The sequence below is a fragment of the Sphingomonas sp. 4RDLI-65 genome (assembly GCF_049472435.1).
Lineage (GTDB): Bacteria > Pseudomonadota > Alphaproteobacteria > Sphingomonadales > Sphingomonadaceae > Sphingomonas.
Map to the genome: position 1 here is coordinate 152,731 of NZ_JBCEBT010000005.1, position 26,334 is coordinate 179,064.

The window sequence follows — 26,334 nt, forward strand, 5'->3', positions numbered from 1 at the left end:
AAATACCTGTAACGACTTACGGTATTAACCTGGCTCAATATCGACAGGTGCGGCATCGGCATAGCGGCGTGCGATCACCGCACAGGCAATCAACTGCAACTGGTGGAACAGCATCACCGGCAACAGGATCACGCCCACCTGCGCGGGCGGGAACAGCACGCCGGCCATCGGCACGCCCGACGCAAGGCTTTTCTTCGATCCGCAGAATTGCAGCACGATCGCATCTTCTCGCGGAAGCTTCATCAGCCGCGCGACCGCGAAGGTGAGCGCGAGCACGAATGCGAGCAACGCGGCGCACAACAGTCCAATAAGGATCAGGTCGCCGATCGACAGCTTGGTCCACAGCCCCTCGACCACCGCCGCGCCGAACGCGCTATAGACCACCAACAGGATCGAGCCGCGATCGACGACGGTTAGCATGGCTTTGCGCCGCGTCACCCACGCGCCGATCCATGGCCGCAGCAGATGGCCGGCAACGAACGGCACGAGCAGTTGCAGCACGATCGCTTCGACGCTCTCCATCGAGATCCCGCTGCTGCCGCCCCCGATATCCGACGTGTTCATCAGCAGCGCGACCAACGCGGGTGTGATCAGGATGCCGAGCAGGTTGGAGAACGACGCGCTGCATACCGCCGCCGCGACGTTGCCGCGCGCGATAGCAGTGAAGGCGATCGACGACTGCACGGTCGACGGCAACAGCGTCAAGAACAGGAGCCCAGCGGCGAGGGGCCCCGTCACGAACGGCAATGCGCTGAGCCCGAGCCCGAACAGCGGGAACGCGACGAACGTCACCGCGAGCACCGCGAGGTGCAGCTTCCAGTTGCGCAGCCCTGATAGAATCGCATCGCGCGATAGTTTGGCACCGTGCAGGAAGAACAGCAGGACGATGCCGATATCCGCCGCATACCCGACGATCGTCGCCATTTCGCCGCGTGCCGGCACAAGGCTCGCCAGGACGACGGTGCCGAGCAGCATCAGGATAAACGGCTCGAAGACCGACAGGAAGCGTCCGATCACGAATAGGCTTTCACATACGCATCCAGGGTCGCGAGGTGGCCGCTGAGCGCGTCGTCGTCGAGGAAGCTGCCGAGGAAGCTGTTGCGCGCGAGCGTCACCACCTGCTCGCGCGACAGTTGCCGCGCCGCCGCCGTCTGTCGAAAGTTCTCGCCGATATAGCCGCCGAAATAGGCCGGATCGTCCGAATGGATCGTCGCGCGCAGGCCGAGATCGAGCATCCGGTCGATCGGGTGGTTCTCGAGCTTGTCGACGTTGCGGAGCGCGACGTTCGACAACGGACACACCGTCAGCGTCATCGCGTCGCGGGCGAGGCGCGCGACAAGGGCGGGATCCTCCAGCGCGCGGTTGCCGTGGTCGATGCGGTCGACCTGGAGGATGTCGAGCGCCTCGTGGATATAGGCGGGCGGGCCCTCCTCGCCGGCATGCGCGCACAGCATTAGCCCGGCATCCGCCGACGCCGCGAACACGCGCGCGAACTTCGAGGGCGGATGGCCGACCTCGGACGAATCGAGCCCGACGCCGATGAACTGGTCTAGCCACGGCTCGGCCTGCGCGAAGGTCTTGAACGCGTCCTCCTCGTCGAGATGGCGGAGGAAGCTCATGATCAGCCCGACCGACATGCCGTGCTTCTCCTGCGCGACGTCGATCCCGGCGAACAGACCGCGCGCGACGACGTCGAACGGGATGCCGCGGTGCGTGTGCGTTTGCGGATCGAAGAAGATCTCGGCATGGACGACGCCGTCCTGCGCGACGCGGTCGAAATAGGCGACCGCGAGATCGCGGAAATCCTCCTCGGTCTGGAGCACGGCGGCGCCAGCGTAATAGATGTCGAGGAAGGTCTGCAGATTGGTGAAGCTGTAGGCCGCGCGGACGTCCTCGACGCTCTTGAAGGGGATCGCGACCTTGTTGCGCTCGGCCAGCGCGAACATGAGTTCGGGTTCGAGGCTGCCTTCGATATGCAGATGCAATTCTGCCTTGGGCAGGTTCGTGATGAAGTCGTTGGTCATAGCGAGTCCTGTCGAGAATAGGCGCGGTTACCAGCGATATAGGTGTGTGCGACCGCGCGGTCGTCCCCCAAAATCTGCAACGCGAACAACCGGTCGTGAAGCGAGGCGCCCGCGGTGCGGCGCGCGAGCAGCGGCGTGGCGGCGGGATCGAGCACGACGAAGTCCGCTTCCTGCCCCGGTTGCAACCCGCCGATCCGGTCGCCGATTCCGAGCGTCTTCGCGCCGCCCGCGGTTGCCAGATACAGCGCACGGAACGGATCGAGGCTGGTGCCGCGCAACTGGCCGACCTTGTACGCCTCGCCAAGCGTCGCGAGGATCGAGAAGCTTGTGCCTGCGCCGACATCGGTGCCGATCCCGACCTTGACGCCGTGCGCATCGGCTTGGGCGAGGTCGAACAGGCCCGAGCCAAGGAACAGGTTCGAGGTCGCGCAGAACGCGATACCGCTGCCTGCCTCGGCCATGCGTGCCATCGCCCGGTCGCTCACATGGACGCAGTGCGCGAACACCGACCTGGGACCGACCAGCCCGAAGCGGTCGTACACGTCGAGATAATCCGCCGCGTCGGGAAAGCGCGCCGCGACCGCGGCAATCTCGCCGTGATTCTCCGCGAGATGCGTGTGGAGCAGCACGTCGGGGTGCGCCTTCAGCAGCGCGCCGGCGTCCGCGAGTTGCGCATCGCTGGACGTCAGCACGAACCGCGGCGTCACTGCGTAGCCGAGACGTCCGCGGCCGTGCCATTTCGCGATCAACGCCTCGGTATCGGCACGGCCATCGTCGACCGTGTCGTGCAAGGTCAGCGGGCCCTGGTCCATCAGGACCTTGCCGGAGATGATGCGCATGTCTCGCGCGAGCGCGACCTCGAACAGCGCATCGACCGACTGCGCATGCACCGTCGCGAAGACGAGCGCGCTGGTGGTGCCGTTGCGCAGCAGTTCGTCGAGGAACACGCCGGCGAGCAGGTCGGCATGCGTGCGGTCGGCGAACCGCGCTTCCTCCGGGAAGATATGGCGGTCGAGCCATTCGAGCAGTTGCTCGCCGTGCGAAGCGATCCGGTCGGTCTGCGGGTAATGCACGTGGCAGTCGACGAAGCCGGGCACGATCGTCTTGCCCGGGAAGTGCGTGACCGGCACGCCCGCGAACCGTTCGGCAAGGTCGGCATACGCGCCGAACGCGACGACATGACCATCCTCGACCACCAGCAAGCCGTCCGCGTGATGACGGATTTCACCGCCGCCGGCGGGGTCTTCGGGTACGCTCAACAATTCGGCGCGGAAGGCGGTGAGCGTCATCGTGCAACTATTCCGCGTGCAGTGCACTTTCCGCAAGTGCGAATGGCGTTGCATGACAGCCCTGTCACGTTACCGAACGCGCACACTCACGCGAAGGACGGACTCGATGCCCACAGGACTGGTCGCACTGCTCGATGACATCGCCGGGATCACCAAGCTCGCCGCCGCCAGCCTCGACGATATCGCCGCGACCACCGGCAAGGCGGGCAGCAAGGCGATCGGCGTGGTGGTCGACGATGCCGCGGTGACGCCGCGCTACATGGTAGGGTTCGAGCCCAAGCGCGAACTGCCGATGATCTGGAAGATCGCGCTCGGCTCGTTTCGCAACAAGCTGGTCTTCATCCTGCCCGCGGCCTTGGCATTGAGTGCGTTCGCGCCGTGGTTGCTGACGCCGCTGCTGATGATCGGCGGCACTTATTTATGCTTCGAAGGCGCGGAAAAGATCCTTGAGGCATTCGGCGGCGGTCATGCCGAGGAGGTCGTCGCCGAGCCGGTCGATGCGGCAACGCTGGAGGCGCAGAAGGTGTCGGGTGCGATCCGTACCGACTTCATCCTGTCGGCGGAGATCATGGTGATCGCGCTGTCCGACGTCGCGACCAAGCCGATCTGGGAGCAGGCGATCGTGCTCGCGCTGGTCGGCATCGTCATCACCATCGGCGTCTACGGCGTGGTCGCGCTGATCGTGAAGATGGACGATATCGGGCTACATCTTGCGCAGCGCAGCAGTGCCGCGGTCCAGGCGATCGGGCGCGGACTGGTGAAGGGCATGCCGCTGGTGATGTCGGCGCTGTCGGTGATCGGGACGGCGGCGATGGTGTGGGTTGGCGGGCAGATCATCGTCCACGGGGTCGAGACGTTCGGGCTGACGACGGTGCCGCACTGGATCCATGATACTGCGGAGGCTGCCTCGCACGCGGTGCCGTTTGCCAAGGGGGCGGTGAACTGGGCGATGAATGCGTTCTTCTCGGGCGTCGTGGGGCTTATCCTCGGCGGCGCGATCGCGTTGGGGTTGCATGCGGTGAAGAAGCCGAAGGCGCACTGACCGGGAGAGCGTTGCTTGCCCTTCCTTGTTCTCCCGCGAAGGCGGGAGACCAGTCTGGGTCCCCGCCTTCGCGGGGAAACATGTCGCCGCTGGTTCTGAGGCGCAACCACCACCAAACACCACCCCGGCGGAGGCCGGGGCCCAATTGGAGAACGGAGGTAACGGCGGACACCCCCTCGTTACTGCGACCTTCCCAATTGGGCCCCGGCCTTCGCCGGGGTGGTGTTCATTCACCGGGGTGGTGCTTCTTCGCCGGGGCGGTGCCTGTAAGGGAGAGGGTTACCCCCTACTTCGCCGTCCACTTCCCCATCCACCCCAGCACCTCGCCATACCATTGCCGCGAGTTCTTCGGCTTCAGCACCCAGTGGTTCTCGCCCGGGTTGACCAGCAACCGCGACGGAATCCCGCGCCGCTGCAGCGCGGTGAACGTCGCCAGCCCCTGCGTGTACGGAATGCGGAAGTCCTTCTCGCCGGTGATCACCAGCATCGGCGTCTTCCACTTGGCGACGTAGTTGACCGGGTTCCACTTCTCGAACGCCTGCGGGTCCTCGTAATAGGCCTTGCCGCCATGCTCCCATTCGTCGAACCAGAGCTCCTCGGTTTCGTACGCCATCGCGCGCGCGTCGAACACGCCGTCATGCTGGACGATGCACTTGAAGCGGTCGGGCCACTGCCCCTCGATCCAGTTCATCATGTAGCCGCCGTACGATGCGCCGAGCGCACACGCGTTGTCCGCATCGAGCCACGCGAACTTGTCGGTCGCGGCCTTCAGACCCTTTTGCAGATCCTCCAGCGGCCAGCCGCCCCAATTGTTGCTGATCGCATCGGTGAAGCCCTGCCCGTAGCCGGTCGAGCCGTGGAAATCGACCGCGACCAGGCCGTAGCCCGCGGCGGCGAACACGGCAGGGTTCCACCGGTACGACCAGCTGTTGTTGCTCGATCCCTGTGGTCCGCCGTGCACCATGTAAGCGATCGGTACCTTACCCGCGGAGCCGTACGGCTTCACCGCATAACCCCAGACGGTGTCGGCGTTCGCGCCCTTGAAGTTGAACCGCGTGACGGTCGGCATGTCGATCCCGGCGAGCTTGGTCGCGTTGACCTGAGTCAAGCGCTGCGGTGCGCCGGTGCCGGCGACGCGGTAGAAATCGGCGGGTGCGGTGAGGCTGTCGATCGCCACCACGGGGCCGCGCGGGGTGATCGCGACCGCGCTGACATGACCCTCCTGAGTCAGCCGCGTGACCGCGCCGCTGCTCGCATCGACGCGGAACAAGGGCGTCTCCTGCGTGTCGTCTGCCGTCACGTAGAGCGACTTCGAGTCCGGGGCCCAGGCGATCGAGCCGACCGATCGGTCCCAGCGCTCGGTCAACGCGACCGTCTTGCCGCTAGCGATATCGCGCAGCGTCAGCACCTGCCGATCCGCCTCGAACCCCGGCCGCCGCATCGCGAAGAAGGCGAGCGTACGGCCGTCTGGCGATACCGTCGGGAGGTTGTCGGTCGCGGTGTTTGCCGCGGTCAGGTTCACCGGCGCCGCAGAGCCGTCCGCCGGGACAGAGAAGATGTCGAGATTGGTCGACAGCGCCTCGATCCGGCCGGCTTCGCGCAGCGCGAAATAGACGGTGCGGCCGTCGGGGCTCCACGAGACTTCCTCGCCGCCGCCGTAGGGTTTCGACGGCGTGTCGCCGACCAGCGCGCCGACCAGCGGAACGCCGTTGCCGGCCGCACCCGCTGCGGTCAGCGGCAATACGAACAGCTGCGACCGCGTGCCGTCCGCCCATGTGTCCCAATGGCGCACGAACAGCTGGTCGTAGGTGCGGCCTGCGCCCGCGTTCGGATCCTTCTTGATCATTGCGGGCTCAAGGCTCGGCGCACCTGGACGGCGGTCCGCCCAGACGAGTAGCTTGTCGCCGGTCGGCGCGACCTTGAAACCGCTGAATCCGCCCTTGAAGCTGGTCAGCTTGCGCGGCGTGCCGCCGGTGACGGGCACCGACCAGATGGCGTCTTCACCCCCCTTGTCGGAGGTGAAATAGACGGTGTTGCCGACGATCTGCGGATCGTTCTCGTTGACCTGCGGATCGGCGAGCAGCTTGACCGGCGTGGCGCCCTGCGTGCTGAGGTCGAGCCGCCAGAGGTCGAAACGTCCCTTGTCCGCGGCGAGATCGGTCTCGCGCTGCGCCCAGACGAGCCAGCGCCCGTCCTGCGACGCGGTCGGCGCGCCGACGCGGCTGAGCATCGTCACGTCGTCGATGGTGAGCTGCCGGGCGGCGGCAGGGGCACTCGCAAAGGCGAGCACGGCGAGGCTGGCGGAGAGCATGATCTTCATCGGCGTGTGATAGGACGCTTGCGGGATTATGCGCAATCACCGGGGTTTGGTTGCGGCCTAATTCACCGAGCACCACCCCGGCGAAGGCCGGGTCCAAGTGGAAAGGTAGCAATAACGACACGCACCACTCCGTTGGCACCGTCACTCAACTGGACCCCGGCCTCCGCCGGGGAGGTGGAATTGGTGGAACGCGAAGTTTCACGATCGGCCTGTCTGTCTGGCTGCGCTAAAGACACGCATGCCCCTCAAGCACTCCTTCCCCCCGATCGCGTCCCCCGATGCACGCGTGCTCGTCCTCGGCAGCCTCCCCGGTGATCGCTCGCTCGCTGCGGGGCGCTATTACGCGCATCCGCAGAACCAGTTCTGGCGGCTTATGTCGCCGGTCGTCGGCCGCGACCTCATGCCGCTCGCCTATGATGACCGGCTTGCCGCGTTGCGGGCGAGCGGCATCGCGCTCTGGGACGTCATCGGCTCGGCCCGCCGCGCAGGCAGCACCGACGCCGCTATCGTCGACATCGAGGGCAATGATCTGCTTTCGCTGATCGCCACGCTTCCCGGGCTCCGCGCGATCGCCTTCAATGGCGGCACCGCGCTGAAGCAGGGTTTGAAGCTGCTCGGCCGCGACTTTTCCGGTCCGGACATCATCGCGTTGCCATCCAGCAGCCCGCTCCACACGGTCGGGCTGGCCGCCAAGCAGCCCGCCTGGAACCAGCTGACGACGATCCTGTCCAGCCGCCTCGACGCGCGCAACCCGGGCCCCAAATAACCACGACTGGCTAAACGCTGCGCGGTCCGGCAAGGGCGGCGGATGTCGATCGAAAGCTTCATTTCGCAATACGGCCTCGCCGCGATCTTCCTTGGCGCAGCGTTCGAGGGCGAGACCAGCGTCGTCACCGGCGGGCTGCTCGCGCACCAGCATCTGGTGCCGCTGGCCGGCAGCGCGGCGGCTGCAGTGACCGGATCGTTCGCCGCGGACCAGCTCTTCTTCTTCATCGGCCGCCGGTACCGCGACACCAAGCGCGTCCGCCGGATCGCCGCCAAGCCCGCGTTCGCCAAGGCGCTCGACACGCTCGACCGGCATCCGACGGTGTTCATCCTCGGCTTCCGTTTCCTCTACGGCCTGCGAACGATCAGCCCGATCGCGATCGGTACGTCGCACGTGCCGGCGCGCACGTTCATGGTGCTGAACGCGATCTCCGCGCTGGTCTGGGGCGTGCTGTTCACCGGGATCGGCTATGTGTTCGGCGACGGGCTGATCGAACTGGTCGACGAGGTCATGCCCAGGCAGAAGCTGGTCGGGGTGGCGATCCTGGCTGTCGTCGCAGCGCTGGTGATCGCCGGTCTGCGCTATTGGCGCGGACGCCACGCGCGCAAGGCGGGCAGGGGTCAGGCGCGCGCGAACGCCGCCGCGGCTTCGACGTCGGATCGATCGGGACGGACGTCGGTATAGAGCACGAACTGCTCGAGCGCCTGCAACGTCGCGACCTCGGCGCCGGTGACGACGCGCTTGCCCGCCGCCCGTGCCGCGGCGAGGAACGGCGTTTCCGCGGGTAGCGCGACGACGTCGAACGCGACGTCGCACCGCGCGATCAAGGGCTTGGCGAATGCGAGTGCATCGGCATCTGCACCCGCCATGCCGAGCGGCGTCACGTTTATCAGCAGGCGCGCGCCGGCTGGATCAGGGTCTGCGGTCCAGTCGTAGCCGTGCGCGTCCGCGAGCGAGCGCCCGGCCGTCTCGTTGCGCGCGACGATCGTTCCCCGCTCGAACCCCGAGTCACGCAGGGCTGTTGCGACCGCCTTCGCCATGCCGCCCGATCCGCGCAGGATGAAGCGCATCGCCGGGTCGACGTCGTGCGACGTCAGCAACATCCGCACCGCGGTGTAATCGGTGTTGAAACCGGTCAGCGTGCCGCCGTCGTTGACGATCGTATTGACGCTGTCGATCGCCCGCGCCGACGGATCGAGCTCGTCGAGCATCGGGATCACCGCCTCCTTGAACGGCATCGACACCGCGCAGCCGCGGATCCCGAGCGCACGGATACCACCGACCGCGCCCGCCAGATCGTCGGTCGTGAACGCCTTGTAGACGTAGTCCAGCCCGAGCAGTTCGTAGAGCCGGTTGTGGAAGCGCGACCCGAAATTGCCGGGCCGCGCCGCCAGCGACATGCACAGTTGCGTGTCGCGACCGATCGGGGGTTTCACGCCCACCCGCTCAGACGTCGAGGTTGGCGACGTTGAGCGCGTTGTCCTGGATGAACTCGCGGCGCGGTTCGACGACTTCGCCCATCAACTGGGTGAATATCTCGTTCGCGCTCTCGGCGTTGAGCGCCGTCACGCGGAGCATCGAGCGGACCGACGGATCGAGCGTGGTTTCCCAGAGCTGTTCCGCGTTCATCTCGCCGAGGCCCTTGTAGCGCTGGATCGCGAGGCCCTTTCGCCCCGCGGTCAGGATCGCGTCGAGCAGGTGGCTCGGGCGCGAGACCTGCGTCGAGCCGCGTGCGGCGACGGCCGTGACCGACCCGATCACACCGGCACCGGCCTCTGCACCCTCTTCGGCCTCGGGCTCTTCGGCCTGCGAGGCCTTGCTGGCGGGAACGAGGTTTGAGGTCTGCGCATAGCTTTCGGCATGTTCGCCCGACAGCGCGTGGAGCTTGCGCGCCTCGGCCGACACCAGGAAGCTGGCCTCGATGATGTGGTGGTCGGTGACGCCGCGCCACGCGCGCTGGAAGTGGATGCCGCCGTCTTCGGTCAGCACCGCGGTCCAGCGGGCATCGCCGTCGTCGAGTTCGAGACGCCGCGTGACGATCTCCAGACGCGATGTGCGGTCGGCGACCGATGCCTCGGGATCGAACACGCCGCCGAGCGCGAGCGCCTCGATCATGCCGGCATCGTAGCGCTTGGGGACGTAGCGCATCAACGTCCGCATGCGGCGCGCGTGATCGACCAGGTCCTTGAGGTCACGCCCCGAACGACCGCCGCCTGGGCCGTCGAGCACCATCGTATTGACGCCGGCATCGACCAGATACTCGTCGAGCGCCGCGTCGTCCTTGAGGTACACCTCGGACCGGCCCTTGGTCGCTTTGTAGAGCGGTGGCTGGGCGATGTAGAGGTAGCCGCCCTCGATGATCTTGGGCATGTGACGATAGAACAGCGTCAGCAGCAGCGTGCGGATGTGCGCGCCGTCGACGTCTGCGTCGGTCATGATGACGATCTTGTGGTAGCGCAGCTTGTCCGCGTTGAAGTCGTCGCGGATGCCGGTGCCCATCGCGGTGATGAGCGTGCCTATCTCGCGGCTCGACAGCATCCGGTCTTCACGCGCGCGCTCGGTGTTGAGGATTTTCCCGCGCAACGGCAGGATCGCCTGGAAATGGCGGTCGCGGCCCTGCTTCGCCGAGCCGCCGGCGGAGTCACCCTCGACCAGGAACAGTTCGGACTTGGCGGGGTCGCGCTCTTGGCAGTCGGCGAGCTTGCCGGGCAGCGAGGCGATGTCCATCACGCCCTTGCGGCGCGTCAGTTCGCGCGCACGCTTGGCGGCTTCGCGGGCGGCGGCGGCGTCGATGATCTTCGCGACGATAGCCTTGCCGTGCGCCGGGTTCTCTTCGAGCCACTCGGCCATCTTGTCAGCCATCAGGCTCTCCAAGGGCTGGCGGACTTCGGACGAGACGAGCTTGTCCTTGGTCTGGCTGCTGAACTTCGGGTCGGGCAGCTTGACCGAGACGATCGCGGTCAGGCCTTCGCGCATATCCTCGCCGGTGAGCTGGACCTTTTCCTTCTTCAACATGCCCGATTTCTCGGCATAGTTGTTGAGCGTGCGGGTCAGCGCGGCGCGGAACGCGGCCATGTGCGTGCCGCCGTCGCGCTGCGGGATGTTGTTCGTGAAGGCGAGGACGTTCTCGTAATACGAGTCGTTCCACTGCAGTGCGACGTCCATCGTGACGTCGTCGCGCGTGCCGCTGATCGCGACCGGCTCGGGCATCAACGGCACCTTGGCGCGATCGAGATACTTCACGAATGCGGCGATCCCGCCTTCGTAATAGAGCTCGACGGTCTTCAGTTCCTCGTGCCGCGCGTCGGTAAGGAACAGGCGGACGCCCGAGTTGAGGAAGGCGAGCTCGCGATAGCGGTGTTCGAGCTTGTCGAAGTCGAAATCGGTGATCTTGAAGGTGGCAGGCGACGGGAAGAACGTGACGCGCGTCCCCTTCTGGCCTTCCGTGGCGGGGCCGACGACCTTCAATGGCGCGACCGCATCGCCGAACGCGAAGCGCATGTAATGCTCCTCGCCGTTGCGCCAGATCGTCAGGTCGAGCCATTCGCTGAGCGCGTTGACGACCGAGACGCCGACGCCGTGCAGGCCGCCCGAAACCTTGTACGCATTCTCGTCGCTCGTGTTCTCGAACTTACCGCCGGCGTGGAGCTGGGTCATGATGACCTCGGCTGCGGACACGCCTTCTTCGGTGTGGATGCCGGTCGGGATGCCGCGGCCGTTGTCGGTGACGCTGACCGAGCCGTCGGCGTTGAGGACGATGTCGATGCGGTCGCAATGCCCGGCGAGCGCCTCGTCGATCGCGTTGTCCGACACCTCGAACACCATGTGGTGGAGGCCGGAGCCGTCGTCGGTATCGCCGATGTACATGCCGGGGCGTTTCCGCACCGCGTCGAGGCCCTTGAGGACCTTGATCGAGTCGGCGCCGTAGTCGCCCATGTTCGGGAGGTTGGGATTATTGGATTCAGGGTTGGATGCCATGCCGAGCATATAGGCATCGGACGGCCGAAACGGAAGCGAAATGGCCTGTTGGAGGCGCTTGCCCACGCAGCGGGGTTTGTCCCTCTCCACTTGGGGAGAGGGAGGGAGGAGCCGTAGGCGACGGAAGGGTGAGGGGGAGTTGGAACGCGCTCCCGAGCCTCATTCCCCTCACCCTTCCCACTGCAAGAGCCGCGGGTCCCTTCCCTCTCCCCGTCGGGGAGAGGGAGCTGCTGCTCAGAAGCGATCCGCGCGCTGGCCCAGCAGCGTCACTTCGACGCGGCGATTGAGGCGCATCCCCGCCGCCGTTGCGTTGGTGGCGACCGGGTCGCGCTCGCCGTGGCCGACGACGCTGAACCGGGCGCGGACCACGTCCATGTCGTCGAACGCCTGGCGGACGCTGGCGGCGCGGCGCTCGGACAGGTCCTGATTGTGCGCGTCCGTGCCACGCGAATCGGTGAAGCCGTCGATCGAGACGCGTACGCCGGGGTTGCCGCGCAGATAGCGGGCGAGCGGACGGAGCTTCTCGATCGCGCCGGGACGCAACACGTCGCTGTCGGTGCGGAACAGCACGTCCTCCTGCAACGTCAGCGTCGCGCCGCGCGGGGTCTGCCGGAAGCCATAGTTGCGCATCGCGCCGCGATCCCACGTCGTGGTGGTCTCGACCACCGTCGTGCCGCCGCCGCGGTAGCCGCGTGGGTCACGGCCATACGCATCCCAGTCGAATCGGTCGCGGCGGGGTCCCGCGATCCGCGCGAATTCGCGGTTGGCGTCGTCGGCTTCCTGGCGGTTGATCCGGCCGTCGCCATTCGCGTCGAAGTTCGGCATTACGAACGCGCGGCCGCGTGGGCTATCGCGAAGTTCGGGGAACAGGATCGGGACGCCGGCGCCTTCAAGACGGTAGCCTGGGCGCGACCAGGGGGCGCGGCTCATGTCGTAACGGGCGCCGTCGCGGGCCTGCGCGAATGCAGGGGCAGTCGTTGCTGCGACCATCAATACGCCGAGGGCTGCGCGCGTGAAATTCCGGGTCATCATGATCTCTCCGTGTCGTCGATGGACGGAGCTTTGCCCGCGCCCGCTTGAACGCGCGGTGAGTCCGGTCGACAGCGCGCGTTCAGCCTAACGCCCGACCGCGATCCGCGTTGCGCGGCCGTCGATCGCGTCGAACAGCGCGTCCTCGGTGCCGGTCATCCACACCTGGCCGCGACCTGCGAGACGCGTGAAAAGGGCTGCACGGCGCGACGGGTCGAGATGCGCTGCGACCTCGTCGAGGAGGAGGACGGGGGGCTGGCCGGTGCGTTCGGCGACGAGATCCGCGTGCGCGAGGACGATGCCGAGGAGGAGTGCCTTCTGTTCGCCGGTCGACGCGAGCGAGGCAGCGCGTGCCTTGTCGAGATGCGTGACGATCAGGTCGACGCGGTGCGGGCCGGCGAGCGTTCGCCCGGCGGCGGCGTCGCGGGCGCGACCTTGGGCGAGGTCGGCTTGGAGGCGGGTTGTATCGCCGTTCCAGCCTTCGAGCGTGAGACCGGCGCGGGGAAACGGACCGTCGTCCTGATGCGCGAGCCGCGTGCCAAGCAAGGTGACGGTCTCGCGCCGGGCGGCGTCAACCGCGGCACCGTGCTCGGCCATCTGCGCTTCGAGCGCGGAGAGCCAGTCGCCGTCGGGGCGGCCTTCGTCGGCGAGCAGGCGGTTTCGCGCGCGCATCGCCGCGTCGTAGCGGGCGGCGTGGTGGGCGTGGGCGGGCGCGAGGGCTAATGTGAGGCGATCGAGAAAGCCTCGGCGTTCGCTGGCGGGGGCGACGAAGAGGCGGTCCATCGCCGGGGTTAGCCAGAGAATGGTGAGCCACTCGGCGAGCGCGTTCGCGGTGGTGGTGGCGCCCTGGATGCGGACGATGCGGCGTTCTGGGGCGGAGACTAGCGTGCCGGTGGCGACGTCGACTTCGGCTTGCACTTGTATTTCCGCACGCTTTTCTGCCTCCCCTCCCGCTTGCGGGAGGGGGCGGGGGAGGGGCGCGCTTTCCGCGACACCGGACGCCAGTACGTACGTCGCGCCCTCCCCTAACCCCTCCCGCAGGCGGGAGGGGAATAAGGTCGCCGCAACGCCGAAGCCGCCTGCGCTGCCCTGCCGCGCCATCTCGCCAAGCGCGGCGCGGCGCAGCCCGCGGCCGGGCGCGAGCAGCGATACGGCCTCCAGGATGTTGGTTTTCCCTGCGCCATTCTCGCCGGTCAGCACGACGAACCCTGAGCCCGGCTGGAGCGTCAGGTCGGCATGGTTGCGGAAATCGGTAAGGACCAGGCGCGACAGCATCGCCTCGGCCTTAGAGCAGTTTCGAAACCGATTGCATCGCCCTTTTCCGTTTGGGCTGGTTGAAGTCGAACGGCGGGGCTCAAGCTACGGTGCTGCGATTTCGCTCAGCACGAACGGTGGGGGTGGGGCGTTTGATCTGACACCCCGCTAGCGACGATTGCCGCGCCCTGCCTCCACTCAGGCGGCGATCCGCTCCGGCGCGGTCGCGGGTGCCGCCGCTGCGGTCGCTGCCTTCTGCGTGCTGAGATACGACGCAAGCGCCGGTCCGAGGTCGCGCTGCGCCCGCAGATAGGCGACCGGCGTGACGATCCCGAGCCGCGCGCGCGCCGCGTCGAGCGGTTCGTGGAGGAGGTGCAGATAATCCTCGCCCGAAATCCACTTCGCTTTGCGTCCGTTGCGATAGCCTTCCCAGACCGCCTTCGCGAACAGCTTGCTCCCCGTAACGCGCATGCTCTTCAACGCCGCCGCGGAACCGATCAGCGCCCAGCCGAGTCCGCCGACCTGCGCATAGCTGAACGCGACCAGCGCCGCCTCGCCCATGCTCTCGTCGGCCTTGTAGCCGGTGAGCACGTGCCAGATGTCGTGCGTGTCGCGCACCCGCCGGCCGAACCATGCATAGGGGTGCGCGATGTCGTCTTCGCTGGGCTCGAGCCGCGACACCTCGACCAACCCGTCCGCGGAATAGCCCGTCGTCTCGAGGAAATTGCGATACGCCGCCCCGACCGTGCCGGGCGCGAAGCTCGCGACGAACGCGGGGTCGGAGAAACGCTGCGCGAGTTCGACACGGTCATAGGCGATCCGGCCGCCCTGCTCGGAAGCGATCAACCGCGCGTAATTCATCGGCGCATTGCCGACGTTCAGCGCGCGCATGATCCGGAACACCTGCGTCGTGTCGTCACCGTTCGCGAGCAGTTTCCTGATCGCATCGAACGCGGTGCGCCAATCGCGACGACCGGTCGTACCGGGAAACGGAGGAAGCTTCGCCATCGAATCGACTCCTTACTGACATTGTTGTTAGTATTGAGCAACGGGCGGGGAGTCAATCGAAGACGGTATCTACTTCGACGCGCATTTGCCCGGCCGCTTGCGCAAGATCGTGATCGAGTGTCGCCAATGACCAGCCGCGATCCACGACGATCGCGAGATGAAGCGCATCGCCGGAGCGTAGCTTCAAATCACCGCGATCCATCAGCGCCGCCGCCCGCTCGAAATCGGCTGCGGTTATCGGCTCGACGCGCAGTTCTCCGGCGCAAAACCGCTGCCACGCCTTCATCACGCCGTTCCAGCCAACGGTATCGATGACGCCCAGTCGCCGTTTCATTGCGAGCGCCCCGGAAAACTCGGTGACGACCCAATGGCTAATCGCCAAACCGTCAGTCTGTCGCGTGAGCCAAGCACGAACATCCTCGCTTTGCGCCTCGGCGGTGAAGACCGAAACCATCACGGCGGTGTCGCAGTAAAGGGTCAATACCGCGAGTCGTCACGCATCTGCCGGACAAGGTCACGTGCAGATGTCGGATCATAAGGCAGCGACTTGGCCAACGCCTCTAACGCGTCGACGTCGATGGGCTTGCGGCGTGGTAACGGCGGTGCCTCGGGCGTGATCCGGGCGAAAGGTTGGCCGTTGCGCGTGATCTGCACGGCCTCGCCGGCTTCGAGCCGGTCGATCAACGTGTCCAGCTCGTCTTTCAGATCGGCGATGTTGATCGAGTCCATGATCCGGCTCCTGCCTGCCGCCCCGCTATACCACGAGGCGACGGGCAGACCGAATCACACGCGCATCGGCATTAGCACGTACAGCGCGGGCGACTTGTCGTTCTCGCGGATCAGCGTTGGGGCGGCGGCGTCGGCGAGGTGGACCTCGACCATATCGCCGTCGATCTGCGCGAGGATGTCCATTAGGTAGCGGCTGTTGAAGCCGATCTCGAACGGCAGCGCGACATACTCGCCGGGGACTTCCTCAGCCGCGGTGCCATTCTCTGGCGAGGTCACCGACAGCGTGATCTTGTCGCGGTCGAGCGCCATCTTCACGGCGCGGGTCTTCTCGGTCGCGATCGTGGAGACGCGGTCGACGCCTTCCATGAAGCTCTTCGGATCGATCTTGAGGATCTTGTCGTTGCCGGTCGGGATCACGCGGCTGTAATCGGGGAAGGTACCGTCGATCAGCTTCGACGTCAGGATCGCCTGGCCGAGATCGAAGCGGATCTTGGTCGGCGAGAGCGAGACGCCGACCGAGCCGTCGACCTCGTCGAGCAGTTTGCGGAGCTCGCCGATGCATTTGCGCGGCACGATCACGTCGGGCATCGATTCGGCGCCCTCGGGACGCGGCAGCGTGACGCGCGCGAGGCGATGGCCGTCGGTCGCGGCGGCCTTCAGCACCGGGTTCGAGCTGTCGCCGTCGGCCACGTGCAGGAAGATGCCGTTGAGATAATAGCGCGTCTCTTCGGTCGAGATCGCGAAGCGCGTCTTGTCGATGATCTGCTTGAGCGTCTCGGCGGGCAGCTCGAACTGGGTCGGCAATTCGCCTTCCGCGATCACCGGGAAATCGTCGCGCGGCAGCGTGCCGAGCGAAAAGCGCGCGCGGCCTGCGACGATGCTCATCCGGCCTTCCGACGCGGCGAGCTGGACCTGCGACCCCTCAGGGAGCTTGCGGGCGATGTCGAACAGCGTGTGCGCGGACACGGTGGTCGCGCCTGGCTGGTCGACCGCGGCCGCGATCGATTCGTTGATCTGGAGATCAAGATCGGTCGCCATCAGCTTGAGCGTGCCCTCGGCGGTTGCCTCGATCAGCACGTTCGACAGGATGGGGATGGTGTTGCGCCGCTCCACCACGGACTGGACATGGCTCAGCCCCTTGAGGAGCGTTGCGCGTTCGATCGTCGCCTTCATGAAAATCCCCCATGCCGCCGCGGTCTGACTCGATACCGGGGGCAACTCCAAACCTACCTACCCAACAACAAAGGGCCGGGGCAAGCACCCCGACCCTTCGATCATGCAGGTAAATTCAGGGTTAACCGACTCAGAAGCGGAAGCCGTAGCTGGCGACCACCTGGTGGCGATCGGTATCGACGTCGAAACGCCCGCTGGTGCCACCGGTCGCATAGTCGATGTCGCCGCGCTCATAGTTCGAATAGCGATATTCGAGCTTGGCGTAGCTGTTCGGGCCCATCGCGTGCTCGGCGCCCGCACCGACGCGCCAGCCGTCGAGTTTGAAATTGTTGTCGGTGGTCTGGCTGGTGCTGCCGGCGAGCACTTGGAGCTTCGAGTTGGTGTAGCCGCCCTTGACGTAGAGCATCGTCGTCGGTGCGACGACATAGCCTGCGCGTGCGCCGACGTAGATGTCGCGGCCCTGCTTGACGCGGCCATAGCCGAAGTCGCTGGTGTAATCGTTGCGGTCGCTCTTCGCGGTCGAGCCGGTCAGTTCGGCTTCGGCGCCAAGCACGATGTTGTCCGAGGTCGCGATATCGTAGCCGATGCCGCCGCCGTACAGCAGGCCGTCGATCTTCTGGTCGTCGCGCCCGTTGTTGTTGGACACGCTGCTGCCGGCGCCGGTGTGGTCGTAGCCGAGCGTGGCCTCGACGCGGGGGCCGGTGAAGGTCGGGTTGGTCTGCGCGAGGGCAGGGGCTGCGACGGCGGTGGTGGCGAGCAGCGAGACGGCGATAAGCTTACGCATTGTGGGTACTCCTTACTGATCTGGCGCCCCATTACGCGGGGCGGACCGTTCCAATGGACCAACCGCGCAGGCGTTGCATGAACCCCAGATAAACGCGGAAATCCGTTGCTTTTGCGCCACAGGGGGTTGAAACGCGGGCTATGATTCCAAGCCAACGGCAGGGTGAAGGCGACGCCCGATCAAGCGATATTTCACTCCTGCGCAAGGGTCGCGATTTCGTCGCGCGGCACGGCGAAACGGTGTTCAATGCGGCGCATCGGTTGCAGGGGGATGCGGCGCATACGCCGTTGACGCGGGCGGGGTTCGCGCAGGCGGACGAGCTTGGGCGGGCTTTGCGGGCGTTGCTGGGGGTGAAGCCGGCGTTGACGCTGTGGGCGTCGCCGACCGGGCGGGCATTGCAGACGCTGGCGGTGATCTGCGAGCATCTGGAACTCGACTGGCACGACGCGCGGACCGATGCCCGGTTGGTCGAGATCGACATGGGATCGTGGGGCGGGCGCTATTATGCCGACGTGATCGACGAGGTTGGGCCGGTGATGTTGCCGGGTGGCGCGCTGAAACCCGCACCCGATGGCGAAACCTATCCGCAGATCGCTGCTCGTGTGAGCGGATGGCTGACGGATACCGCGGATGATACGGGCGACCGCTTGGTGATCATGCACGGGATCTCGAGTCGGGTGATGCTGGGGGTGATGGCCGGGGCGCCGGTTGATCCGCTGCTGGGCGCGCCGGTCGCGAAAGGCCTGCCGCAAGGATCGGTGACGCTGGTCGAGAACGACCGCGCGACCGTGCCGCATCTCGGCACTGGTTTCGCCCCGGCGTGAGACTCGCTGGAGCGAGACTGGCGGCTCTGCTGATCCTCGCGATAGCGGTTCCGGCATCGGCGCGCGACACGATCGGCATCTACAAGGGCTGGGGCGCCTTTCGCGACACGACACCCGACCGGTGTTACGCGATCGCGCGCCCGGTGATGGCGGGGGGGCGGTCGAGCGGCTTCGCGAGCATCGCGACGTGGCCCAAACGCGGTCTAAGAGCCTCGCTCCATATCCGTCTCAGCCGGGAGCGGGATCGGTCCGCGGGGGCGACGCTGACGGTTGGCGAGCGGCGATTCGCGTTGGTGGCTAACGGGCTGGATGCATGGGCGGGCGATGCGCCGAGCGACCGCGCGATCGTCGCGGCGCTTCGATCGGGGCGGAGCATGAGTGTCGAGGCGGTCGGCGTCGGCGGGCGACCGTTTGCGGACGTGTATGCGTTGTCCGGGGCGGCGACGGCGATCGATGCGGCTGTGTTGGCGTGTAGCGGGGGGTGAAATTTGGGTGAGCCTCCATCCAATGGCACCACCCCGGCGAAGGCCGGGGCCCAATAGGGGGACGGGAGTGACGACACTCAGACCGCCGTTACGACGACCTTTCCAATTGGGCCCCGGCCTTCGCCGGGGTGGTGCTCTTCCTGGGGGAGGCCGGGATCAAACGGACAGACTCCGCCCCATCTCGCAGCCAGTAGAAAAATCAGCAAAATTCCGCTAAGGGCCCCGCCCATGCAGACCGCCGCGAACCTCATGCCTATTCCGGGGCACATCGATCCCGTGCCCGTTCCCCGCAGCTTCGTGCCGCGTAGCGATGGGCGGATCGACCTGCTCGGCCTGTCGCTCGCCGATTTGCGGATGGCGCTGGAGACGTCGCAGCTCGAGGAGAAGCAGGCCAAGCTGCGTGCCAAGCAGCTGTGGCACTGGATCTACAATCGTGGCGCGACCGAGTTCTCGGCGATGACCGATATCTCGAAGACGATGCATCCGTGGCTCGAGCAGCGATTCGTGATCAGCCGGCCGAACGTCGTCGAGGCGCAGGTGTCGACCGACGGCACGCGCAAGTGGCTGCTGCGCTCCGATGACGCGCAGGATTACGAGATGGTCTTCATCCCCGACGCGGATCGCGGCACGTTGTGCGTGTCGAGCCAGGTGGGCTGCACGCTGAACTGCACGTTCTGCCACACCGGCACGATGCGGCTGGTGCGCAACCTGACGCCCGCCGAGATCGTCGGCCAGGTGATGCTCGCACGCGATTCGCTGGGCGAATGGCCGAGCCAGCCGGAAGGCCGCATGCTCACCAACATCGTGATGATGGGCATGGGCGAGCCGCTGTATAATTTCGAGAACGTCCGCGATGCGCTGAAGCTGGTGATGGACGGCGCAGGGCTAGCGCTGAGCCGGCGGCGGATCACGTTGTCGACGAGCGGCGTGGTGCCGATGATGGCGCGCGCGGGAGCCGAGATCGGCGTGAACCTCGCGGTATCGCTGCACGCCGTGACCAAGGAAGTGCGCGACGAGATCGTGCCGCTCAACCGGAAGTACGGCATCGAGGAATTGTTGCAGGCGTGCGCGGATTATCCGGGCACGAACAACGCGCGGCGCATCACGTTCGAATATGTGATGCTGAAGGACAAGAACGACTCCGACGACGACGCGCGCGAGCTCGTGCGGTTGCTGCGGAAATACGAGCTGCCGGCGAAGGTGAACCTCATTCCGTTCAACCCGTGGCCGGGTGCGCAATACGAGTGCTCGACGCCCGAGCGGATCAAGTCGTTCTCGAGCATCGTGTTCGGCGCGGGGATTTCGGCACCGGTGCGGACGCCGCGCGGGCGCGATATCGATGCGGCGTGTGGGCAGTTGAAGACCGCATCGGAGAAGAAGAGCCGCGCACAGCTCGATCGCGAGGCTGCTGCCGAGTCCGACGCTTTTGCTTGAGTGGAGTGCGGTTGCGCTGGCGGCAGGGGCCGGGGTTCTCGGCGGGGCGATGAACGCGCTGGCGGGCGGCGGTAGCTTCGCGACGATGCCTACGCTGATCGGGCTCGGCGTGCCGTCGACCTTCGCCAATGCCACCAGCAACGTCTCGCTCCAGCCGGGCGCGATGGCGAGTGCGTGGGCGTATCGACATGGGCTCCAGCCGATCTCAGGCGTCGGCATGCGGACGATGGCGGGGGTGACCTTCGTCGGCGGGCTGGTCGGCAGCCTGTTGCTGGTCGCCACGTCGGCGCGCGCGTTCGACCTGATCGTCCCGTGGCTGCTGCTGTTCGCGACGCTGGCGATCGCGTTCGGGACGCGGGCGTCGTTGTGGCTCCGGTCGCGGGTCGAGATCGGGCCGAAGTCGCTGGTCGGGGTGCAGGCGCTGCTGGGGATCTACGGCGGGTATTTCGGGGGTGGCGTCGGGCTGATGCTGACCGCCGCCTGGGGGCTGCTGTCGGGCGCGACGCCCGCAACGCTCGCACCGCCGCGGACGTTGATGCTGGCGGTCGCGAACCTTGCTGCGACGATCATTTTCATCGCTACGGGGATGGTGGTGTGGGCGCTGTGCGTGCCGATGCTGATCGGCGGGATCGTCGGCGGGCATTTCGGCGCGAAGCTGGGGTTGTTGCTGTCGCCGCAGGTGATCCGCGTGTGGACTCTGCTGGTGACGATCGCGACGACCATCGTGTTCTTTTATAGGGCTTACGCCTGACACAATTTGTGTCACCGCGAAGGCGGGGACCCAGTCTGGGCACCCGCCTTCGCGGGTGAACACTCTCGCTGCGATTACCCCGGCCGGCGCATCTTGAAGAGCGCATCTTCCGTGATCTCGAAATAGTCCGCGGGGCCGCCGCCGCGCAGGATCGGGTTCGCACGGGCGGTCTGGTACACGCCCTCCTCGAGCATGCCGGAGTCGATGTGGATCGCGACCGCCTCGCCGAGCACCAGCCACTGGTCGAGCGCGCGACCCTCCTTGGTTTCCAACCTGATCAATTGCGTCAGCTTGCACTCGAACTGCGCGCGCGATGCGGCGACTCGGGGCGGCTTAACCTTGGTCGAGGCCGCCATCTCCAGCCCGGCCAGCGCGAACTCGTCGACGTCGGCGGCGACGTTCGCGGCGGTCGTGTTCATCGCCTCGCTCAGGTCACGGGACACCAGGTTCCAGACGAACTCGCCAGTCGCCTCGATATTGGCGACGCTGTCCTTCCAGCCCATCGACGAGAAGCCGATGATCGGTGGTGAATAATTGAACAGGTTGAAGAACGAATAGGGCGCGAGGTTCGCCACGCCGTCCGCGGACACGGTGCTGACCCAGCCGATCGGGCGAGGGGCAACGATCGCGTTTAGGGGATCGTGCGGCAGACGGTGGCCGTTCGCGGGTTCGTAAGAATGCCATTCGGTCATGCGCTTATCCCTGCTAGGGTCGTGTTCGACTGGCTATAGCGAAGGCCGCGCATGAACGATCCCATTGCTTCCTCCGATTCTGTCCTTGGTTCCGTCCCCGGTGCGGCGGCCGTCGTCAAACGCCACAAACTGGCGACGCGCGTCTGGCACTGGGTGACGGTGGTGACGATGTTCATCATGATCGGCAGCGGGATCGGCATCCTGAAAGCGCATCCGCGGCTGTATTGGGGCAGGTACGGGGCAAATTTCGACACAGCATGGACGACGCTCGACCAATGGCCGGGGTGGCTGGTGACGCTGCTCAACCTGCTGACGATCCCGGCAAGCTATAATCTTGCGATCTCGCGGCGCTGGCATCTGTTGTTCGCGCTGGTGCTCAGCTTCGCGCTGCTCGGGTTCATGGTCGTGAGCCTGATCAACAAGCATTTCCAGCGCGACCTTCGCGTCCGTGCCGCCGATCTGTCGCCGCGCGAGGTCGCGCATGACGTGAAAGAGCATCTCGCGTTCCGCTTCCACGATCCGAAGCGGCCGGGCGCGTACAATATTCTCCAGAAGCTGTCGTACGTCGCGACGATCTTCGTGTTGATCCCGGTGATGATCCTGACCGGGCTGACGATGTCGCCGGGGATGGATGCGGCATGGCCGTGGCTGCTGGAGGTGTTCGGCGGGCGGCAGTCGGCGCGCTCGATCCACTTCATCGCCGCGACCGGGCTGGTGCTATTCATCATCGCGCATCTCGCGCTGGTCATCCTGGCGGGCACCTGGAACGAGGTGCGGTCGATGATCACCGGACGCTGGCACGTCCCCAAGCACCCGTCGGAGGACGTTGCATGAGCGCGCTGATTACCCGCCGCTCGCTCGTTGTCGGTGCGTCCATCGGTGCGGGCGCACTGCTGACCGGCTGCGACAAGATCGCGCAGAACGGGTCGGCGCGGAAAATCCTGTTCATGGGCGAGGACATGAACCGGGGGCTGCAACGCGCGCTGACGAACCGCAACGCGCTCGCGCCTGAGTTCACGCCCGCACAGATGTCGCCGATCTTCCGCTCCAACGGCACGCGCGATCCGGGAACGCCCGGGTACAGTGCGATGGTCGCGAACAATTTCGCGGATTACCGCCTCAAGGTCGGTGGACTGGTCGACCGGCCTCTGTCGATCACCTTGCCGCAACTCCGCCAGATGCCGTCGCGCACGCAAATCACGCGGCATGATTGCGTCGAGGGCTGGAGCGCGATCGGCAAATGGCAGGGGCCGAAGCTCGGCGCGCTGCTGCAAGCCGCGCAGATCCGCGACACCGCGCGCTACATCGTGTTCACCTGCGCGGATCTGTACCGCGGTACGCCCTATTACGAATCGATCGATCTGGTCGACGCGTTCCACCCGCAGACGATCCTGGCCTGGGCGCTCAACGACCGCGTGCTCGACGTGGCGCATGGCGCGCCCGTGCGGCTTCGGGTCGAACGACAGCTCGGCTACAAGCACGCGAAATACGTCATGGCGATCGACGCGGTCGCCAGCCTCGCCGGGATCGGCAAGGGCAAGGGCGGCTATTGGGAAGATAACGTGGATTACGACTGGTATGCCGGAATCTGAGGTGCCCCGAGGGGTAGCGCAATTCCGTACCAGTCATTAGCTAACGCAGCATGGCTCTTTTCGATCGTTTCCTGGCCCGGCAGGTGAAAACCGGCGAACTCACGCTCATCCATGCGGACGGCACGACCAAGCATTTCGGCAAGCCCGACCCGGCCTATAACCCCGTCACGATCCGCCTGACTCAGCCCGGCGTGGCCGGCGCGATCGTCCGCCACCCGGCGCTCGGCGCGGCGGAGGCATTCATGGACGGACGCCTCGTGATCGAGCGCGGCGACATCCGCGACCTGGTCAATCTGCTCAAGGGCAACAGCCCTTGGGAGCGGGGCGGGGGGCTCAATCCTTCGCTACCGATCAAGCTGCTCGACAAGGTCGTCCACCGCGTCGACCGCGTGAACATGGCGCGCCGGTCGAAGAAGAACGTTGCGCATCATTATGATCTGTCGGACCGGTTGTACGACCTGTTCCTCGATGCGGACCGGCAATATTCCTGCGCGTACTTCACCGATCCGGGCAACAGCCTGGAGCAGGCGCAGTCGGACAAGAAGGCGCACATCGCCGCCAAGCTGGCGATCCAGCCGGGCATGCGCGTGCTCGACATCGGCTGCGGCTGGGGCGGCATGGCGCTGTACCTTCACGCGAAGACCGGCGCAGAAGTGCTGGGCGTGACGCTGTCCGAGGAGCAACTGAAGGTTGCCCGCCGTCGTGCCGAGGAGGCCGGCGTTGCCGACAAGGTGAAGTTCGAGCTGATCGACTATCGCGCGTTGACCGGCACTTTCAACCGGATCGTGTCGGTCGGGATGTTCGAACATGTCGGCCCCGCGCACTACAAGGCGTTCTTCCGCAAGTGCCGCGACCTGCTGACCGAGGACGGCGTGATGCTGCTCCACACGATCGGGCGGATGGGCGGGCCCGGCGTCACCGACACGTTCACGACCAAGTACATCTTTCCAGGCGGGTATAATCCGGCGCTGTCGGAGATCGTGAAGGGGTATGAGGGGCTGCGGATGTTCCCGACCGATATCGAGGTGCTCCGCGTGCACTACGCGATGACGATCGACCAATGGTACGACCGGACGGTGGCGGCGAAGGACGCGATCGTCGCGCTGTACGACGAGCGGTTCTATCGGATGTGGACATTCTATCTGGCAGGCGCGGCGGCGGCGTTCCGGACCGGGGGCATGGTCAACTACCAGATCCAGCTGTCGAAGAGTCGGATGACCCTGCCGCTGACGCGCGATTACATGATCGAGGGCGAGCGGGCTTTGCGCGAGGGCTGATCCGCCCACTCAGTCATTCCCGCGAAAGCGGGAACCCATACTGGCGAACCTTAACGATAGATTCGCGCACCTCAGCCAATATGGGTCCCCGCCTTCGCGGGGATGACGAAGAGGAATTAGGGACTCAGCGCGGCCCCTGCACGTCGGCCTTTGCAGCAGCGCGCTCGTCGCCGCCGATCTTGCCGTCCTTGTTGGCGTCGTACTTCGCGAACGTCGCCGCGAGCAGTGCCTGCGCTTCGGCCTGCGTGACCTTGCCGTCCTTGTTCTTGTCCGCGCTGGTAAACCACAGGTCCGCGAGGCGCTTGGCGTGGACCGGATCCGGGCGGCCTTGCCCGCCGACCTTCATGTTGCCGATCCGGGCCTGCACTTCGGCACGCGTGAGGACGCCGTCCTTGTTGGTGTCCGACGCGGCGAATTCGGCCTTGAACTTGGCCGAGGCAGACGCGCGGGTTTCCTGCGCGAGCGCCGGAGTCGCGAGGCCGGCGAGGACGAGAAGGGTGAGGCTTTGGCGTAGCACGGTGGGTAAACTCCAGAGGATTTGCGGCGCGGATAGACCGGTTTGGTTGTACGCGCCATGAATGCGCGCGGTTGCATGAGGGCCACTCAACGCATAGGGGCGCCGCATTGGATATTGCCCGAAGGACCCTGCCCGTGACCGATCAGATCAACCGCGTCGTGCTCGCCTATTCCGGTGGCCTGGACACGAGCGTGATCCTGAAATGGCTCCAGCAGACGTATAACTGCGAAGTCGTGACCTTCACCGCCGATCTCGGCCAGGGCGAAGAGCTCGAGCCGGCGCGCGCCAAGGCCGAGATGATGGGCGTCAAGCCCGAGCACATCTTCGTCGACGACCTGCGCGAGGAGTTCGTCCGCGACTACGTGTTCCCGATGATGCGCTCGAACGCGCTGTACGAGGGGCTGTACCTGCTCGGCACGTCGATCGCCCGGCCGCTGATCGCCAAGCGCCAGATCGAGATCGCCAAGATGGTCGGCGCCGACGCGGTCAGCCACGGCGCGACCGGCAAGGGCAACGATCAGGTCCGCTTCGAGCTCGGCTATTACGCGCTGTCGCCCGACATCAAGGTCATCGCACCGTGGCGCGAATGGGACCTGACCAGCCGCACCAAGCTGATCGAGTTCGCCGAGCAGCACCAGATCCCGGTGAGCAAGGACAAGCGCGGCGAGTCGCCGTTCTCGACCGATGCGAACATGCTGCACACGTCGTCGGAGGGTAAGGTCCTCGAGAACCCGTGGGACGAGGTTCCCGATTACGTCTATTCGCGCACCGTGAACCCCGAGGACGCGCCCGACGCGCCGGAATACATCACGATCGATTTCGAGCGGGGCGACGGCGTCGCGATCAACGGCGAGGGGATGAGCCCGGCGACGCTGCTGTCGACGCTCAACGACTATGGCCGCCGTCACGGGATCGGCCGTCTCGATCTCGTCGAGAACCGCTTCGTCGGGATGAAGAGCCGCGGCATGTACGAGACGCCGGGTGGCACGATCTATCACCTCGCGCACCGCGGCATCGAGCAACTGACGCTCGATCGCGGCGCCGCGCACCTGAAGGACGAGCTGGCGCCGCGTTATGCCGAGCTGCTGTATAATGGCTTCTGGTTCTCCCCCGAGCGCGAGATGCTGCAGGCGGCGATCGATCACAGCCAGGAGAAGGTGTCGGGCACCGTCCGGCTGAAGCTCTACAAGGGCGGCGTGTACGTGGTTGGGCGGAAATCGCCGAACTCGCTGTATTCGGAGAAGGTCGTGACGTTCGAGGACGACCAGGGCGCGTACGATCAGCGCGATGCGGAGGGCTTCATCAAGCTCAACGCACTGCGTCTGCGGTTGCTTGCGAAGCGCGACCGGTAAACCCCTGCTACGAT

At 66.0% G+C, this 26,334-nt stretch carries 26 protein-coding genes; 11 read left to right on the plus strand and 15 right to left on the minus strand.

Translation table 11 applies throughout. The features are described 5' to 3' along the window. Positions 1-24: 24 nt before the first annotated feature. Genes VH567_RS13075 through guaD form a run of 3 tightly spaced genes read right to left on the minus strand, consistent with a single transcriptional unit; the run spans position 25 to position 3,313 of the window. Positions 25-1,014 carry a bile acid:sodium symporter family protein gene (locus VH567_RS13075; RefSeq protein ID WP_423326799.1) on the minus strand — a complete coding sequence of 330 codons (990 nt, stop codon included), beginning with the start codon at positions 1,012-1,014 and terminating at the stop codon, positions 25-27. Then, positions 1,014-2,024, minus strand: coding sequence for an adenosine deaminase (locus VH567_RS13080; RefSeq protein ID WP_423326696.1), 1,011 nt, complete (start codon positions 2,022-2,024; stop codon positions 1,014-1,016). Before VH567_RS13080 ends, VH567_RS13075 begins: the two co-directional genes overlap by 1 nt. Then, complete coding sequence (gene guaD / locus VH567_RS13085; RefSeq protein ID WP_423326697.1) at positions 2,021-3,313, minus strand: guanine deaminase; 1,293 nt, start codon at positions 3,311-3,313, stop codon at positions 2,021-2,023. Before guaD ends, VH567_RS13080 begins: the two co-directional genes overlap by 4 nt. A 106-nt stretch (positions 3,314-3,419) precedes the next feature. Here guaD and VH567_RS13090 point away from each other — a divergent pair, with 106 nt between their 5' ends. Then, on the plus strand, positions 3,420-4,355 hold the full coding sequence (locus VH567_RS13090; protein ID WP_423326698.1) for a DUF808 domain-containing protein: 936 nt from the start codon (positions 3,420-3,422) through the stop codon (positions 4,353-4,355). 286 nt (positions 4,356-4,641) lie between these two features. On the opposite strand, the gene VH567_RS13095 is transcribed toward VH567_RS13090, so the two are convergent. After that, positions 4,642-6,675, minus strand: a complete 2,034-nt coding sequence (locus VH567_RS13095) for a prolyl oligopeptidase family serine peptidase (RefSeq protein ID WP_423326699.1) — start codon at positions 6,673-6,675, stop codon at positions 4,642-4,644. A gap of 238 nt (positions 6,676-6,913) precedes the next feature. Between VH567_RS13095 and VH567_RS13100 the strand changes: the two genes are divergently transcribed. Both VH567_RS13100 and VH567_RS13105 read left to right on the plus strand, forming a co-directional pair. After that, a complete protein-coding gene (locus VH567_RS13100; protein ID WP_423326700.1) occupies positions 6,914-7,441 on the plus strand; it encodes a DNA-deoxyinosine glycosylase in 528 nt (175 codons plus the stop codon). 42 nt (positions 7,442-7,483) lie between these two features. Beyond that, positions 7,484-8,125 (plus strand): DedA family protein, encoded by a 642-nt coding sequence (locus VH567_RS13105; protein ID WP_423326701.1) that lies wholly within the window; start codon positions 7,484-7,486, stop codon positions 8,123-8,125. Here the strand turns inward: VH567_RS13105 and VH567_RS13110 are convergent. The 9 genes from VH567_RS13110 to VH567_RS13150 all read right to left on the minus strand — a co-directional run bounded on the left by VH567_RS13110 (position 8,062) and on the right by VH567_RS13150 (position 17,396). Then, entirely contained in the window at positions 8,062-8,883 is an 822-nt protein-coding gene (locus tag VH567_RS13110; RefSeq protein ID WP_423326702.1) for a shikimate 5-dehydrogenase, read from the minus strand. The genes VH567_RS13105 and VH567_RS13110 overlap by 64 nt on opposite strands. 4 nt (positions 8,884-8,887) lie before the next feature. Further along, on the minus strand, positions 8,888-11,419 hold the full coding sequence (gyrB, locus tag VH567_RS13115; protein ID WP_423326703.1) for a DNA topoisomerase (ATP-hydrolyzing) subunit B: 2,532 nt from the start codon (positions 11,417-11,419) through the stop codon (positions 8,888-8,890). Positions 11,420-11,653: 234 nt separating this feature from the next. Beyond that, entirely contained in the window at positions 11,654-12,451 is a 798-nt protein-coding gene (locus tag VH567_RS13120; protein WP_423326704.1) for an OmpA family protein, read from the minus strand. Between the two features lie 84 nt (positions 12,452-12,535). Continuing rightward, the gene (locus VH567_RS13125) at positions 12,536-13,723 is read right to left on the minus strand and encodes a DNA replication/repair protein RecF (RefSeq protein WP_423326705.1); all 1,188 of its coding nucleotides are present in this window, start codon (positions 13,721-13,723) and stop codon (positions 12,536-12,538) included. A 177-nt stretch (positions 13,724-13,900) separates the two neighbouring features. Beyond that, the gene (locus tag VH567_RS13130) at positions 13,901-14,710 is read right to left on the minus strand and encodes a Coq4 family protein (RefSeq protein ID WP_423326706.1); all 810 of its coding nucleotides are present in this window, start codon (positions 14,708-14,710) and stop codon (positions 13,901-13,903) included. A 52-nt stretch (positions 14,711-14,762) separates the two neighbouring features. Continuing rightward, positions 14,763-15,191, minus strand: coding sequence for a type II toxin-antitoxin system VapC family toxin (locus VH567_RS13135; protein ID WP_423326707.1), 429 nt, complete (start codon positions 15,189-15,191; stop codon positions 14,763-14,765). Continuing rightward, positions 15,188-15,439 (minus strand): type II toxin-antitoxin system Phd/YefM family antitoxin, encoded by a 252-nt coding sequence (locus tag VH567_RS13140; protein ID WP_423326708.1) that lies wholly within the window; start codon positions 15,437-15,439, stop codon positions 15,188-15,190. The genes VH567_RS13135 and VH567_RS13140 overlap by 4 nt, the downstream gene beginning before the upstream one ends. A 54-nt stretch (positions 15,440-15,493) precedes the next feature. Then, a complete protein-coding gene (gene dnaN / locus VH567_RS13145; RefSeq protein WP_277983735.1) occupies positions 15,494-16,612 on the minus strand; it encodes a DNA polymerase III subunit beta in 1,119 nt (372 codons plus the stop codon). A 130-nt stretch (positions 16,613-16,742) separates the two neighbouring features. Then, a complete protein-coding gene (locus VH567_RS13150) occupies positions 16,743-17,396 on the minus strand; it encodes an outer membrane protein (protein ID WP_423326709.1) in 654 nt (217 codons plus the stop codon). Between the two features lie 140 nt (positions 17,397-17,536). Between VH567_RS13150 and VH567_RS13155 the strand changes: the two genes are divergently transcribed. The 4 genes from VH567_RS13155 (at position 17,537) to VH567_RS13170 (ending at position 20,890) form a co-directional block, all read left to right on the plus strand. Beyond that, the gene (locus tag VH567_RS13155; protein WP_423326710.1) at positions 17,537-18,220 is read left to right on the plus strand and encodes a histidine phosphatase family protein; all 684 of its coding nucleotides are present in this window, start codon (positions 17,537-17,539) and stop codon (positions 18,218-18,220) included. Beyond that, a complete protein-coding gene (locus tag VH567_RS13160; protein WP_423326711.1) occupies positions 18,217-18,705 on the plus strand; it encodes an invasion associated locus B family protein in 489 nt (162 codons plus the stop codon). Before VH567_RS13155 ends, VH567_RS13160 begins: the two co-directional genes overlap by 4 nt. 228 nt (positions 18,706-18,933) lie before the next feature. Further along, positions 18,934-20,139 carry a 23S rRNA (adenine(2503)-C(2))-methyltransferase RlmN gene (gene rlmN, locus VH567_RS13165; protein WP_176500988.1) on the plus strand — a complete coding sequence of 402 codons (1,206 nt, stop codon included), beginning with the start codon at positions 18,934-18,936 and terminating at the stop codon, positions 20,137-20,139. Further along, complete coding sequence (locus tag VH567_RS13170) at positions 20,132-20,890, plus strand: sulfite exporter TauE/SafE family protein (protein WP_423326712.1); 759 nt, start codon at positions 20,132-20,134, stop codon at positions 20,888-20,890. Before rlmN ends, VH567_RS13170 begins: the two co-directional genes overlap by 8 nt. Positions 20,891-20,964: 74 nt before the next feature. Here the strand turns inward: VH567_RS13170 and VH567_RS13175 are convergent, their stop codons facing one another. Beyond that, the gene (locus VH567_RS13175) at positions 20,965-21,582 is read right to left on the minus strand and encodes a flavin reductase family protein (RefSeq protein WP_423326713.1); all 618 of its coding nucleotides are present in this window, start codon (positions 21,580-21,582) and stop codon (positions 20,965-20,967) included. Positions 21,583-21,633: 51 nt separating this feature from the next. Here VH567_RS13175 and VH567_RS13180 point away from each other — a divergent pair, with 51 nt between their 5' ends. Genes VH567_RS13180 through VH567_RS13190 form a run of 3 tightly spaced genes read left to right on the plus strand, consistent with a single transcriptional unit; the run spans position 21,634 to position 24,451 of the window. Further along, positions 21,634-22,416, plus strand: a complete 783-nt coding sequence (locus VH567_RS13180; RefSeq protein WP_423326714.1) for a cytochrome b/b6 domain-containing protein — start codon at positions 21,634-21,636, stop codon at positions 22,414-22,416. Then, positions 22,413-23,174: a molybdopterin-dependent oxidoreductase gene (locus VH567_RS13185; RefSeq protein WP_423326715.1), complete on the plus strand. Its 762-nt coding sequence runs from the start codon at positions 22,413-22,415 to the stop codon at positions 23,172-23,174. The genes VH567_RS13180 and VH567_RS13185 overlap by 4 nt, the downstream gene beginning before the upstream one ends. A gap of 50 nt (positions 23,175-23,224) precedes the next feature. Next, positions 23,225-24,451, plus strand: a complete 1,227-nt coding sequence (locus VH567_RS13190; RefSeq protein ID WP_423326716.1) for a class I SAM-dependent methyltransferase — start codon at positions 23,225-23,227, stop codon at positions 24,449-24,451. A 124-nt stretch (positions 24,452-24,575) separates the two neighbouring features. On the opposite strand, the gene VH567_RS13195 is transcribed toward VH567_RS13190, so the two are convergent. After that, positions 24,576-24,968, minus strand: coding sequence for an EF-hand domain-containing protein (locus VH567_RS13195; protein ID WP_423326717.1), 393 nt, complete (start codon positions 24,966-24,968; stop codon positions 24,576-24,578). A 134-nt stretch (positions 24,969-25,102) separates the two neighbouring features. Here VH567_RS13195 and VH567_RS13200 point away from each other — a divergent pair, with 134 nt between their 5' ends. Further along, positions 25,103-26,320 carry an argininosuccinate synthase gene (locus VH567_RS13200; RefSeq protein WP_333923802.1) on the plus strand — a complete coding sequence of 406 codons (1,218 nt, stop codon included), beginning with the start codon at positions 25,103-25,105 and terminating at the stop codon, positions 26,318-26,320. The last annotated feature ends 14 nt before the right edge of the window (positions 26,321-26,334 follow it).